This is a genomic window from Stenotrophomonas sp. 704A1 (assembly GCF_030549525.1).
GTDB lineage: Bacteria > Pseudomonadota > Gammaproteobacteria > Xanthomonadales > Xanthomonadaceae > Stenotrophomonas > Stenotrophomonas tuberculopleuritidis.
In genome coordinates, this window is record NZ_CP130831.1 from 2743939 (window position 1) to 2756473 (window position 12535).

Genomic DNA, 12535 nt, shown 5'->3' on the forward strand with positions numbered 1-12535 from the left:
ATCACGGCGGCGCGGATCGAAGGGAGGGTTGCTCATGCGATGTCTCCAGAAGGCAGCAGGCTGTCCACCGCCCAGGTGCCGGGGCCGGCCAGGGCGACGGCCAGCAATGCCGCGGTCCACAGCAGCGGGTACTCGGCACCGCCACGCATCCAGAACCAGCCGCGTGGCAGCGCCAGCAGCGCGGTGAACCCAATGAAGGCCGCGGCTGCAAGCGCCGCGAACCGGGTCTGCCAACCCACCAGCACGGCCAGGCCGGACAGCACCTGCAGCAGTGCCAGCAGCAGTGGCAGCGGCGCGGCGGCGGGCAGGCCGAAACCGCGCAGCTCGGCGGCGAAGCCCGCCAGGCCGGGCCCGTTGAACCAGCCCAGCAGCTTGCCCAGCGCGTGCGGCAGCAGGAATCCCCCCGCCACCGCCCGCAGCATCAGCAGGGCCAGGTCAAGGCCATGGCCGTTGCTCATGCTCAGTGTCCGCCTTCCTGCGCACCGAACATGCTCTTGGCGTACTGGATGCCCACGCCGTAGCCGCCGGCGTGGTCCCGGGCGATGCCGGTGGTCAGCGCGTAGGTTTCGCCACGCGCCCAGTCGCGCTGCAGCTCCAGCAGATACTGCACGCTGGTGACCGGCACGGCGCCGGCCTGCACCATGCGGCTGATCGCACGCTCGTGGGCCTCATCGCTGACGTCGCCGCAGGCATCGGTGATCACATACACCTCGAACCCCTGCTCCAGCGCCGACAGCGTCGGGCCGACGATGCACACGCTGGTCCACAGCCCGGCCAGCACCAGTCGGCGCTTGCCGATGCGGTTGATCTCATCGATCACCTGCGGGTCCTCCCAGGTGTTCATCGAGGTGCGGTCGAACACCGGCTGGTCCGGGAAGATCGCCGGCAGCTCCGGGAACATCGGGCCGGAGAACGATTTCTCCGCCACGGTGGTCAGCAGCACCGGGACATTGAAGCCCTTGGCGGCCTTGCTGATCAGCGAAACGTTGTTGCGCAGCGCGGAGATGTCGATGGTATGGGTGGCAAAGGCCATCTGCGATTGGTAGTCGATCAGCACCAGGGCGTGATCGGTCGGCGACAGCAGCGCCTTGGCGGGAACAGCAGTAGCGGGGCTCATGGATGGACTCCGGTGGAGGAAACAGCAGGAGGAAGCGCGAGTGCGGCATCGCCGGCCAGGTACTGGCCAGGACTGCAGCCGGTCTCGGCACGGAAACTGCGCACGAAATGACTCTGGTCGAAGAAGCCCAGATGCTGGGCCAGGCAGGTCATCGACTGCGCGCTGCCGGGCAGCAGCTGCCGCGCCCGCTCGATGCGACGGCGGCGCACGTAGCGCAGCGGGCTGGCACCGGTACCGCTGCGGAACAGCCGCACCAGATGGAAACGGCTCACGCAGGCCACTTCGGCCAGTTCGGTGACCCGCAACGGCTGCGAAAGATGCGCATCGATATAGCGCAGGGCCCGCTGCAGGGCCGCCGACTGCCGGGGCGCCAGCGCGGGCATCGGCGGGACGGAAGAGGAAACGGTAGCCATGCGGGGGCGCCGTGACGGGGGTGGCCCATGGTGCGATGGCGCGCAGCCCGGCCCTACCCCCGACGGTCGCAGCGGCCACTCACCCGAACGGGGGAGGCCCGCGCCCCAGCAGGCGTCGTCCGAACAGGCGCGCATCCAGCGAATAGGCGCCCGGCCCGAGCAGCAGCAGCGCCAGCGGCAGCAGCGACCACGGCAGCGCCACCCCCTGCCCGTGCAGCGTGATCGCCGCCAGCGCCACCGCCAGCGGCGTGAACAGGCCCGACAGCAGCAGCCCCATCGCCAGCAGGCACACCAGCCCGCCCCTGCCGGCAGGCGTAGCCGGCACCCACAGCGCCGCCGCCACGCACAGCCGCAGCCACAGCAGTCCGAGGCCCGGACCGCGGTCGGGAAACATCACATACAAGCGCTGCATTGCCGGGCTCCCTGCTCCATGACCGCGTGATAGCCGACCGCAGCGCGGCCCGCCTACCCCGATCGGGTCACCCCGGCATGCCCCGCACCTGCCAGAATGACCGCCATGCGTGGCCGCCCCCTCCTCCCCCTGCGCTGCCTGCCGGCGCTGCTGGCGTGGCTGCTGTGGTTGATTGCCCTGCCCGTGTCCGCCACGCAGCACCCGGCGGTCAGCGACGGCCTGCCCGGCTACCAGCACACCGCGTGGCGGGTCGGCCAGGGCGCGCCCGGCGATATCTGGGACATCGCCCAGGATCGCCAGGGCATGTTGTGGCTGGCGACCGGCTCGGGCCTGTACCGCTTCGACGGGCGCCGCTTCGAACGACAGGACGCGCCCGCCGGCAACCATTTCCCGTCCACCAACATGGTCACCCTGGGGCTGGATGAGCGCGACGGTCGCGATGGCCTGTGGATCGGCTATTTCCAGGCCGGCATCAGCCAGTTCACGCCGGCGCGGCTGCGCAGTTTCGGGCGCCCGCAGGGCGTGCCGGTCGGCGTCGTGCCGCGCTTCGCACATGACCGCAGCGGCCGCCTGTGGGCCGCCGTCAACGGTGGCCTGCGCTGGTTCGACGGCCAGCACTGGCAGGCGCCGCCCGCCAGCGACGGGCTGCCGCAGCGGCGCGTGCAGTGGGTGCTGCAGGACAGCCATGGCACCTTCTGGGTGCTGGCCGACCTGCAGGTGTGGAAGCGGCCAGCGGGACAGACCCGATTCGAGAACACCGGCATCGCGGTTTCGCAGATGGCATCGCTGGTGGAGAGCCCCGCCGGCGAGATCTGGCTGGCCGACCGCGTGCGCGGAACCTCGCCACTGGCCAACGCGCGGGGCCTGCTGCCGGCCAGCGAGCGCGAAGCACGTCGGTTGCCGGAGCTGGTCGCCGCGCGCCTGCAGTTCACCGCCGACGGCGCACTGTGGGCCACGCTGAGCCCGCACGGCGGTGTTGCCCGGGTCACCTTCGATGGCACCCGGGCGGTGCGCATCGAGCGCTTCGATGCAGCGCAGGGACTGACCGCCACCTCGGCGGTCCCGGTCATTGCCGACCGCGAGGGCAATCTCTGGGTCGGCACCAATCTGGGCCTCAACCGCTTCCGCGCGCACAGCGTGCAGACCCTCGCGGTGGGGCCTACCGATCCGTACCGGACGCTGGTGCGCGGCAGCGATGGCCGGGTCTACGGCTACGGTGAAGACCTGCGCCTGTTCGATCTGCGCCGCAGCCTGCTGACCGGCACGGCCGCGCAGCTGCAGGCCGCCGCACGCGCGGCGCCGACCCCGGTCTGGCAGTTCGACTGGATCAACCTGGCCCGCACCACCGGCGGGCACACCACCCGCATTGCGCTGCCTGCCCCGTTCACCGGGCAGCCGCTGCACGCGCTGCTGTTTGCCGACGACGAGCAGGCCTGGGTCTGCGCCGGCGAGCGCGCCGTGCTGCAGTACACGCACAACCAGTGGCGGCGCGAAACCCGGCTTCCCGAACAGGCCTGCTCCTCGTTGGCACGCGCGGCCGATGGCAGCCTGCTGCTCGGCTATGCCGATGGCACGCTGCGCCGCCTGCACGACGGTGCCGTTGACCGCGTCGACGCCGCGCAGGGCCTGTCCGTGGGTCCGGTGACCGCACTGCTGCAGCATGACGACCTGCTGCTGGTGGCCGGCGAGGCCGGCCTGGCGGCGCGGGTGGGCAGCGGGCGCTTCACGGCGGTCCGCACCGACATGGCCGGTGTGCTGGAAGGCATCACCGGCATGGTCGCCGATGGCAAGGGGCAGCTCTGGCTCAATGGCAGCCGCGGTCTGGTCCGGCTGCAGGGCGCGGCGCTGCGCAGCGCGCTGCGCGAGGGGCATGCGGTCACTCCGCGCCTGTTCGATGCGGTCGACGGCATGCCCGGCATCGCCCTGCAGAGCGGGCCGATCGCAACGGCGGTGCTGGCCGCGGATGGCCTGCTGTGGCTGGCCACCAACCAGGGCCTGGCCTGGCTGGATACCACGCAGTCGCACGTGAACCCGATGGCACCGGGCGTGCGCATCGGCGATGTCCTGTATGGCAACACCCAGACGCCCCTGCTGGAAGGCCTGCGGCTGCCGGCCGGCACCACCCAGCTGCAGATCGACTACGTCGCGCTGTCGCTGGCGCGTCCCGAACGCAACCGCTACCGCTACCGGCTGTCCGGGGTCGATGACGGCTGGCAGGAGGTTGCCGGCAGCACGCGCGCGTACTACACCAACCTGGCGCCGGGCCATTACCGCTTCGAGGTCCAGGCTGCCAACGAAGACGGCATCTGGAGCCGCGCGCCGGCCAGCCGCAGCTTCCGCATCGCCCCGACCTTCCTGCAGAGCATCTGGTTCAAGCTGCTGTGCGTGCTGCTGGTGCTGGCCACGCTGGTGATGGCCGTACGCATCCGCAGCGGCCAGCTTGCTGCGTTGTTCCGCGCGCGCCTGCAGGAGCGCAACGGTGAACGCGAACGCATCGCCCGCGACCTGCACGACACCCTGTTGCAGGGCAGCCAGGGCCTGATCCTGCGCCTGCATGCGATCAGCCAGTCAGCGCAGACGCCCGAGCCGGTGCGTCACCAGCTGGAGGAGGCGATGCTGCTGGCCGAGCGCAACCTGGCCGAAGGCCGCGAACGGGTCAACGCGCTGCGTGATGGACCGTTCGCCGGTCGCGACCTCGCCTCGGCCCTGGCCGACGTGCACGCCGAGTACGCCGGCCAGGGCATCAACCCGCTGCGCCTGACCGTGGAAGGTGCGCCGCCGCCGCTGCAGCCGGAGGCCGCCGAAGAAGTGTTCCTGATCGGCCGCGAGGCGATCCGCAATGCGTTGCGGCACGCCCACGCCCGCGCCATCGAAGTGGAACTGTCGTATGGCCCGCGCTGCTTCCTGCTGCACGTGCGCGACGATGGCGTCGGCATTGCCGACGCAGACGCCGGCCGCGGCCACTGGGGCATGCAGGGCATGCGCGAACGCGCGCATCGGCTGGGCGCGCAGCTGCAGTTGTGGACCCGTCCCGGCCTGGGCACCGAAGTTGCACTGGCGGTTCCCGCGCGCCGCCTGTATCACCGCCGTCGCGGCCACTGGCGCTGGCCCTGGAGCAGACCCACCCATGACTGATTCCCCCGCCCGTATCGGCGTCCTGGTGGTCGACGACCATCCCCTGCTGCGCGACGGTCTGGCCGCCCTGCTCGGTGCCCATCCGGACCTGCAGCTGCTCGGCGAAGCCGCCGACGGCGAGGAGGCGCTGGCCTGTTACCCGCGGCTGCAGCCGGACGTGGTGTTGATGGACCTGCAGATGCCGCGCATGGACGGCGTGGAAGCCATCGTGCGGATCCGCGCCCTGGATCCGCGCGCCAGGATCATCGTGCTGACCACCTACCGTGGCGATGTGCGCGCGGTGCGTGCACTGCAGGCCGGCGCCAGTGCGTACCTGCTCAAGGACATGCTGCGCCACGAGCTGGTGGACACCATCCGCATGGTCGCCAGCGGTCGCCGCGCACCGATCCCCGCGGCGGTGGCCGCGGGCATCGCCGCACACGTGGTGGAAGACCGGCTGTCGCCGCGCGAGACCGAGGTGCTGCGCCACGTCGCCGGTGGCCTGTCGAACAAGCGCATCGGTGAACGCATGCAGATTTCCGAGCAGACGGTGAAGGCGCACATGAAGAGCCTGATGGACAAGCTGGGCGTGGGCGACCGCACGCATGCGGTCACCCAGGCGTTGCGGCGCGGCATCATCAGCCTGGACGACACCGGTCACGACTAGAGCGGCCCGGCAGGGCGCGCCGCCCTGCCGGACACCCCTCATCTCAAACGAAGCAGCAGGCTGCCGGCCGCACACCCCACCGCCAGCCAGGCCACGCCCTGCCACCCCCATTGCGCCAGCGCCAGGCTGCCCAGCGCACCACCGGCGGCCATGCCGATGAACATGCCGGTGAACAGCAGCGCGTTGAGCCGGCTGCGCGCCGGCGGCACCAGGCCATAGACCAGCGTCTGATGCGCCACCAGCGCCGACTGGAAACCAAAGTCGAACAGCAGCGCGCTCACCACCAGCAACGGCAACAGCGCGGCGGCCGGCAGCCAGGGCTCGGCCAGCAGCAGGCCGAAGCCGAGCAGCGCCACCACGATCGCCAGCCGCGCCACTGCATGGCTGCCCAGTCGATCGGCGAAGCGGCCAGCGAACGGCGCGGCCAGTGCACCGGCCGCACCCGCAACGCCGAACGCACCTGCCGCCGCACTGCCCAGTCCCAGCCGTGCATGCAGCATCAGCGCCAGGGTCGACCAGAACGCACTGAAGCCCACCGCCAGCAGCGACTGGCTGGCCACCGCGCGGCGCAGCTGCGGCTGCCCGCGCCACAGCGCCAGCAGCGATCCTAGCAGGGCGGGATAGCGCAGCGTGCTGGTCGGTGCGAACCGGGGCAATGCCCGTGCCATCACCGCGCCCATCACCGCCACCGACACCGCCGCCAGCATGAACTGGCTGCGCCAGCCCCAGGCCTCGGCAACCAGGCCGCTGACCACCCGCGACAACAGGATGCCCAGCAGCAGCCCGGTCATCACCCGGCCGACGATCTGCCCGCGCTGCGCATCCGGGGCCAGCACCGCGGCGGCGGGCACGATGTCCTGTGCCAGGGTCGCCATCAGCCCCACCAGCAGGCTGGCCAGCAGCAGGCCGGGAAGGTGCCCGACCGTTGCCGCGGCGCCCAGCGCCACCGCCAGCAGCGCCGATTTCCCCAGGATCAGGGCACGGCGATCGAAGCGGTCGCCCAACGGCGCCAGCAACAGGATGCCCAGCGCGTAGCCGAGCTGGGTCAGGGTCGGCACCAGCCCGGCGGCGCGCTCACCCGCGCCGAGATCGGCTGCGATCAGCCCCAGCATCGGTTGGCTGTAGTACAGCGAGGCCACCGAAAAGCCTGCACCGGCGGCCATGGCCAGCACCAGCGGGGTGGACGGTGCGGTGACCGGGACGGTGGCCGCGGACAGCAAGGGAGTCGACATGGGGGAATCCTGGAAGGAAGTGCGCGCATCCTCCCCTTATTCGCCGCGCGTCTGTAGTAGGCTGAACCACATACCCTTCATACTTAGAACGCATGAACGACTCCGCGGCCGGCGCCGATCGCCTGGATCTGCTGCGCACCTTCCTGCGCATCGTCGATGCCGGCAGCCTGTCGGCCGCCGCCGTGCAGCTGGGCACCACCCAGCCGACGGTCAGCCGGCGCCTGCAGGCGCTGGAGCGGCAGCTCGGACTGCGCCTGCTGCAGCGCTCCACCCATGGCCTGCAGCTGACCGAAGAGGGCCTGCGCTGCCAGCGCCACGCTCAACGGGTGGTGGACGAATGGGAATCGCTGCAGGCCGAACTGCACGGCGAACCGGAAACCCTGCGCGGGCGCCTGCGGGTGATGGTGCCGCATGCCTTCGGCCAGGCGCAGCTGCTGCCGACCATGCTCGGCTTCCTCGACCGGCATCCCCAGCTGAGCCTGGAATGGATCCTGGAGGACCGCCGGCCGGACTTCATTGCCGAAGGCATCGACTGCGCGGTGCGGGTGGGCCCGGTGGACGAGCCGCGCATGGTCGCACTGCCGTTGGCCGAGGTGCCGCGCATCGTGGTGGCGGCGCCGTCGCTGGTGCAGGCCAGCACGGTCAGCTCGCCGGAACAGGCGCAGTCACTGCCGTGGATCTCGCTGGTCACCTACTACCGCGAGCGCCTGCTGCTGCATGACGCGCAAGGGCGCGCGCATACGCTGTCGATCAGTCCGCGCCTGCTCAGCGACAACCTGTTCGTCGTGCAGCAGGCCGCGCGTGCCGGCTTGGGAGCGGCGGTGGTCTCGGCCTGGCTGGTCGCCGAGGACCTGGCACAAGGGCGGCTGGTGCAGCTGCTGCCGGACTGGCAGGCTCCACCCCTGCCGGTGCACGTGGTGTTTCCCGCCGCACGCCATCAGCCACCGCGGCTGCGCGCCTTCATCGACGCGATGAAGGCCGCGCTGCCGCAGCTGCATGGAATGCGGCCGGCGTCGCGTTGACACGCTGGTCGGATCCGCCCCCCTCCGATCGTCAGTTCGCCTTCGCCGCCTCGGCATCCCACGCGGCGACCTTGGCCCGGGTATCGGCCAGCATCCGGTCCAGCGCCGCACGGTCATGGACGGTGCCGCGCAGGATCACGCTGTCGATCTTCTCGGTGGCCGCGATGTCCTGCAGCGGATTGGCGGTCAGCAGTACCAGATCCGCAGCCTTGCCCTGTGCCACACCACCGTAGCGGTCCATCTGGCCAAACCAGGCCGGGCCGGACCGGGTTGCGGCCGACAGCGCCTGCGGTGCGCTCAGGCCTTCCTTCACGAACAGCTGCAGTTCCTGGTGCAGGGCGATGCCCGGGAAGTTGAACGAGTTGAGGAAGCCGGCATCGGTACCGGCAATGATCGTCACGCCTGCTTCCTGCAGCAGCGGCAGCACTGCGGCCACCTGGTGGTACTGCGCGTGGCGCGCTTGGATCTGTGCCGGCGTAGCCTTGGCCGCGCGGTCCACGCGCCACTGGTAGGTCGCGCGCAGGCCCGGGCCGATGTAGGCCAGGTACGGGTCGTCGGCGTGGTTGTCCTGGTCGAGGAAGTCGAGGATGCGGCCGCCGTTGAGGGTCGGCGTCACGAACACGCCACGCTTGGCGAAATCCCGGTAGGCGTGCATCGCGGTGTCGCGGTCGAAGCTGGCATCGAGGCGGCGGTTGGCTTCGGCGCGATCGATGCGGCCGGCGCCGAAATCGGCGGCGATCTGCGCCTCGTCCTTGCTGCCGGCCTTGAACGCATAGTCCAGGTGCTCGATCGAGGCCAGGCCGGCATCGACCGCCTGCTCCACCGTCAGTGCCATCGGGATGTGGCCCGAGGCCTTGAAGCCGGCCTTGCGCGCGGCACTGGCCGAGTACAGGAACAGCTCGGGCTTCAGCGTGCTGTCGGTGATCTTCACGAAATCGACCTTGTCGTGCTGCAGGCGCGCGATCGCGGCGTCCGCATCGGCCGTGCTGCCCACTTCGATCGTGCCCTTCCACACCGGCTTGATCCCTTCGATCTTGGCCCCCGAGGTCAGCAGGCGCGGCCCGAACAGGGTGCCGTTGGCGATCTCGCCGCGCCACTGCAGCACCTGCTGCGGCAGGTCACCCGAACAGTCACGCACGGTGGTGATGCCATGGGCGATGTACAGCGGCAGCAGCGCCTTGTTCTCTTCGATCAGCGCCGGGCCACCGCCGAAGTGCACGTGCATGTCCCACAGGCCCGGGATCAGGTACTTGCCCTTGGCGTCGATCTGGCGGGCCGCGCTCCACTGGCCGCGCAGCTGCGCGTCCGGGCCGACCGCGACGATGTCCTCGCCACGGATCACCACGCTCTGCCCGGCCTGGGTGCGGGCGTGTTCGACATCGACCACGGTGGCATTGCGGATCAGCAGGTCGGCGCGTTCGGCAGCCGAGACCGACAGCGGCGCGACCGCAAGGAGGATGGCAAGGGACAACGGACGGGAACGGAACATGGACAGCATCCTGGTGGGCACGACCCGCGTGCAGGGTGGAAGGGGACGGTCTTCAGCGTGCCGCGCCGTGCTGGCGCAGCAGGGTTTCAATCTCGGTATGGCCGCGCTGGCGCGCGTGGGCCAGCGGCGTCACGCCTTCGCCATCCGCCAGCTCCGGGTTGGCACCGGCATCCAGCAGCAGCTGCACGATCTGCACATGGCGCGGACCGCCATCGCCGAGCAGGATCGCTTCCAGCAACGCGGTCCAGTGCAGGCGGTTGACATGATCGACGGCCACGCCGGCGCGCAGCAGCGTGCGCACGGTGGCAACGTGGCCACGCTCGGCGGCCGGAATCAGCGCGGTCCCACCGTAGCGGTTGGTGCTGCGCAGGTCGGCACCGTGCGAGAGGGTCAGCGCCAGGATCTCATCCAGGCCGCGCGCCCCGGCGTACAGGTAGGCGCTGTCCTGCAACGCATCCTTGGCATTGACGTCGGCGCCAGCTTCGATCAGCTCGCGCGCGGCATCCACGTGGTTGCCGTGCGTGGCCAGCAGCAGCGCGGTACGCCCCTGGCCATCGCGCACCTCAGGATCGGCGCCCGCCGCCAGCGCCTGGCGGACTGCCCCGGCATCACCGCGGCTGGCGGCATCGCGCAGCTGGGCATCGGCCTCCACACCGGCGGTGGCGGTACAGGCCGGCAGCGCCATGGCCAGCAGGCACAGCAGCAGCACGCGGCCGGCGCTGGCACAGCGGAAACGGGAACGCGGTGGCTGCATCATGGTTCTCCTCCTGCGCGGTGGTGCCGGCCGTTGCCGGGCCCTGCCGTGCATGGTAGAAGTCGACCTTGGCATCCAGAAGTGAAATGTTCAAATGCAAGACAGTGCCAAATCGAATAGGACACTGTTCGAGCTGGACCTGCTGCGGGCGCTGGTAATGGTGGCCGACTGCGGCAGCTTCACCACGGCCGCCACGCGCCTGCATTCCACCCAGTCCACGGTCAGCCAGAAGGTGCGCCGGCTGGAGGAACTGGCCGGACATCGCCTGCTCGAGCGCGGTCATCGCGACGTGCACCCCACCGATGCCGGCCATACCCTGCTCGGCTATGCGCGGCGCATGCTCGACCTGAACGAGGAAATGGCGCAGGCGCTGGCCGGCGCCACCGTAGAAACCGCAGTGCGCATCGGCGTGCCGGAAGATTTCGTCAACGCGCAGACCACGCGCATGCTGGCCGCCTTCAGCCGCCGCCACCCGCAGGTGAAGCTGGAAATCAGCAGCGGCCTCAGCCGTGACCTGGCCCACGGCTTCGACCATGGCGAGCTGGACCTGGTGCTGGTCAAGCAGCGACGCAACACCCGGCAGGCCGTGCATTGCCGGCGCGAGCCGATGCACTGGATCGACAGCCTGCGCAGCAGCTGCCTGATGCACGAGCCGTTGCCGCTGGTGACCTTCCCGCCCCGCGGGCTGTACCGCGACGAGATGATCCACGCCGTGGAGGCACTGGGCCTGCGCTGGCGCATCGCCTTCACCAGTTCCTCGCTGAGCGGCATCCAGGGGGCGGTGGCCGATGGCATCGGCATCAGCCTGCTGCCGCGCCGCGCGGTCACCCGCGACCATCGCATCATCGATGGCGAGCGCGAACTGCCGGTGATCGACACCTACGAAATCGGCCTGCTGCATCGCGCCGATGCCGATGATGCGGTGCGTGCGCTGGCCAGTGAACTGTGGCGGCAGGTGCAACGCGAGCCGGAGTGAGGACGGCCGGTTCCGGTCTCGGGCGGAACCGCTGCCGGGCAGGGCCCGGCACAACAAGAGGGGGCCGCGTAGCGGTTCAGCCACGCACGGCGTGGATCTACAGCCAGCGGCCGTCGACCACCACCCGTCGTTCCACCGGCACGGCGGCCACCGCCGCCGGGCCATGGTCGGCACGCACCGCCACGAAGGTGGCCGGATGTTCTTCGGCAAGGCCGTACTGTGGCAGCCCGATCACCTGTGCGGCATGGGTGGTCACCATGTCCAGCGCCAGCATCAGGTCGGCATCGGTGTAGAAGCCGGACCGGTAGCCGAGCAGCATCGCCCGCTGCAGCAGGTCGCCATTGCCATACGGCCACCAGCAGTCACGGATGTTGTCGTTGCCGGCGAAGACGCGCACGCCGGCGTCATGCAGCGGCCGCAGCGGCGGGAACGGATGGTCGCCCGGTGCATTGCTCATGATCGCCACGCCGGCCGTGGCCAGCGCCTCGCCGACCTGCAGCGCACGCGCCAGTGGCACCTCCCCCAGCGCATAGGCATGGCTGACCGCCACCCGCCCCTGCAGGCCGGCGGCGCGGGTCCGCGCGGCGATGCGCAGCAGCTGGGCCAGGCCGGTTTCGCCGGGCTCGTGCAGGTGGATGTCCAGCTGCACGCCATGGCGCTCCGCCAGCCCGAACAGCAGCGCCAGCTGGCCTTCGGCATCACCATCGAGCGTGGTCGGGTCGATGCCGCCCAGCACGTCCACGCCCGCGGCAAGGGCCTGCTCCAGCACCGCAGCGGTGCCGGGACAGGACATCACCCCGGCCTGCGGGAACGCCACCAGCTGGATACGCATGATGTCGGCACAGCGCAGCGCGGCCTCGCGCACTGCCTGCAGGTGGCGCAGGCCGGTGCTGCCATCGATATCGACATGACAGCGCATTGCCACCGTGCCGAAGCCGCTGCACTGGCGGATCAGCGCCTCGGCCCGGTCGACCATCGGTGCCGCAGCCGCCACTGCCGCTTTCTCCACCGCCAGCCGCTCACGCAGGCTGTTCACCGGCTGATGCGGGTGCCAGCGGTCGCCGACGAAGCTCTTGTCCAGGTGGATGTGGCCGTCGACCAGCCCGGGCAGCAGCGCGAAGCCCTTCAGATCGACGCATTCCGCCCCGTCGGCGGGCCTGGCATCGCCATTGAGCCCGCTGATGCGGCCATCACGGATATGGAAATGCAGCGGTGCGCCGTTGCGGTCAACGCCGCCGTGGATGAACTGCAGGGTCATCGGGAACTCGCGGAAAGGCAGAACAGGCACCATCGTGCGCCCCGATACAGCCATCGGCCAACGAAATATCTGCATGGCAGA

12 protein-coding genes are annotated in these 12535 nt (G+C 70.5%); 4 read left to right on the plus strand and 8 right to left on the minus strand.

All coding sequences use genetic code 11. The features are described from left to right. Positions 1-32 precede the first annotated feature (32 nt). The 4 genes from Q5Z10_RS12810 to Q5Z10_RS12825 all read right to left on the minus strand — a co-directional run bounded on the left by Q5Z10_RS12810 (position 33) and on the right by Q5Z10_RS12825 (position 1942). On the minus strand, positions 33-458 hold the full coding sequence (locus Q5Z10_RS12810) for a DoxX family protein (protein WP_303635811.1): 426 nt from the start codon (positions 456-458) through the stop codon (positions 33-35). Between the two features lie 2 nt (positions 459-460). Then, positions 461-1117 (minus strand): hydrolase, encoded by a 657-nt coding sequence (locus tag Q5Z10_RS12815; RefSeq protein ID WP_303635812.1) that lies wholly within the window; start codon positions 1115-1117, stop codon positions 461-463. Further along, entirely contained in the window at positions 1114-1530 is a 417-nt protein-coding gene (locus Q5Z10_RS12820; protein WP_303635813.1) for a helix-turn-helix domain-containing protein, read from the minus strand. Before Q5Z10_RS12820 ends, Q5Z10_RS12815 begins: the two co-directional genes overlap by 4 nt. A 79-nt stretch (positions 1531-1609) precedes the next feature. Then, on the minus strand, positions 1610-1942 hold the full coding sequence (locus Q5Z10_RS12825; protein WP_303635814.1) for a hypothetical protein: 333 nt from the start codon (positions 1940-1942) through the stop codon (positions 1610-1612). A 96-nt stretch (positions 1943-2038) separates the two neighbouring features. Between Q5Z10_RS12825 and Q5Z10_RS12830 the strand changes: the two genes are divergently transcribed. Further along, on the plus strand, positions 2039-5077 hold the full coding sequence (locus Q5Z10_RS12830) for a sensor histidine kinase (RefSeq protein ID WP_303635815.1): 3039 nt from the start codon (positions 2039-2041) through the stop codon (positions 5075-5077). After that, positions 5070-5723, plus strand: a complete 654-nt coding sequence (locus Q5Z10_RS12835) for a response regulator (RefSeq protein WP_303635816.1) — start codon at positions 5070-5072, stop codon at positions 5721-5723. The genes Q5Z10_RS12830 and Q5Z10_RS12835 overlap by 8 nt, the downstream gene beginning before the upstream one ends. A 38-nt stretch (positions 5724-5761) precedes the next feature. On the opposite strand, the gene Q5Z10_RS12840 is transcribed toward Q5Z10_RS12835, so the two are convergent. Next, the gene (locus Q5Z10_RS12840) at positions 5762-6955 is read right to left on the minus strand and encodes an MFS transporter (RefSeq protein ID WP_303635817.1); all 1194 of its coding nucleotides are present in this window, start codon (positions 6953-6955) and stop codon (positions 5762-5764) included. 92 nt (positions 6956-7047) lie between these two features. On the opposite strand from Q5Z10_RS12840, the gene Q5Z10_RS12845 reads away from it, so the two are divergent. Continuing rightward, the gene (locus Q5Z10_RS12845) at positions 7048-7977 is read left to right on the plus strand and encodes a LysR family transcriptional regulator (RefSeq protein WP_303635818.1); all 930 of its coding nucleotides are present in this window, start codon (positions 7048-7050) and stop codon (positions 7975-7977) included. A gap of 31 nt (positions 7978-8008) precedes the next feature. On the opposite strand, the gene Q5Z10_RS12850 is transcribed toward Q5Z10_RS12845, so the two are convergent. Together Q5Z10_RS12850 and Q5Z10_RS12855 are read right to left on the minus strand one after the other, a co-directional pair. Then, positions 8009-9466, minus strand: a complete 1458-nt coding sequence (locus Q5Z10_RS12850; protein WP_303635819.1) for an amidohydrolase family protein — start codon at positions 9464-9466, stop codon at positions 8009-8011. A 52-nt stretch (positions 9467-9518) separates the two neighbouring features. After that, positions 9519-10220 (minus strand): ankyrin repeat domain-containing protein, encoded by a 702-nt coding sequence (locus Q5Z10_RS12855; RefSeq protein ID WP_345783994.1) that lies wholly within the window; start codon positions 10218-10220, stop codon positions 9519-9521. 94 nt (positions 10221-10314) lie between these two features. Between Q5Z10_RS12855 and Q5Z10_RS12860 the strand changes: the two genes are divergently transcribed. Then, the gene (locus Q5Z10_RS12860; RefSeq protein ID WP_303635821.1) at positions 10315-11196 is read left to right on the plus strand and encodes a LysR substrate-binding domain-containing protein; all 882 of its coding nucleotides are present in this window, start codon (positions 10315-10317) and stop codon (positions 11194-11196) included. A 97-nt stretch (positions 11197-11293) separates the two neighbouring features. On the opposite strand, the gene Q5Z10_RS12865 is transcribed toward Q5Z10_RS12860, so the two are convergent. Beyond that, entirely contained in the window at positions 11294-12454 is a 1161-nt protein-coding gene (locus Q5Z10_RS12865; protein ID WP_303635822.1) for an amidohydrolase family protein, read from the minus strand. Between the last annotated feature and the right edge of the window lie 81 nt (positions 12455-12535).

Excerpts from the sequence above, each read along its gene's own strand:
- Q5Z10_RS12810 (WP_303635811.1), bottom strand. The coding sequence starts at position 458 with ATGAGCAACGGCCATGGCCTTGACCTGGCCCTGCTGATGCTGCGGGCG.
- Q5Z10_RS12815 (WP_303635812.1), bottom strand. The coding sequence starts at position 1,117 with ATGAGCCCCGCTACTGCTGTTCCCGCCAAGGCGCTGCTGTCGCCGACC.
- Q5Z10_RS12820 (WP_303635813.1), bottom strand. The coding sequence starts at position 1,530 with ATGGCTACCGTTTCCTCTTCCGTCCCGCCGATGCCCGCGCTGGCGCCC.
- Q5Z10_RS12825 (WP_303635814.1), bottom strand. The coding sequence starts at position 1,942 with ATGCAGCGCTTGTATGTGATGTTTCCCGACCGCGGTCCGGGCCTCGGA.
- Q5Z10_RS12830 (WP_303635815.1), top strand. The coding sequence starts at position 2,039 with ATGACCGCCATGCGTGGCCGCCCCCTCCTCCCCCTGCGCTGCCTGCCG.
- Q5Z10_RS12835 (WP_303635816.1), top strand. The coding sequence starts at position 5,070 with ATGACTGATTCCCCCGCCCGTATCGGCGTCCTGGTGGTCGACGACCAT.
- Q5Z10_RS12840 (WP_303635817.1), bottom strand. The coding sequence starts at position 6,955 with ATGTCGACTCCCTTGCTGTCCGCGGCCACCGTCCCGGTCACCGCACCG.
- Q5Z10_RS12845 (WP_303635818.1), top strand. The coding sequence starts at position 7,048 with ATGAACGACTCCGCGGCCGGCGCCGATCGCCTGGATCTGCTGCGCACC.
- Q5Z10_RS12850 (WP_303635819.1), bottom strand. The coding sequence starts at position 9,466 with ATGTTCCGTTCCCGTCCGTTGTCCCTTGCCATCCTCCTTGCGGTCGCG.
- Q5Z10_RS12855 (WP_345783994.1), bottom strand. The coding sequence starts at position 10,220 with ATGCAGCCACCGCGTTCCCGTTTCCGCTGTGCCAGCGCCGGCCGCGTG.
- Q5Z10_RS12860 (WP_303635821.1), top strand. The coding sequence starts at position 10,315 with ATGCAAGACAGTGCCAAATCGAATAGGACACTGTTCGAGCTGGACCTG.
- Q5Z10_RS12865 (WP_303635822.1), bottom strand. The coding sequence starts at position 12,454 with ATGACCCTGCAGTTCATCCACGGCGGCGTTGACCGCAACGGCGCACCG.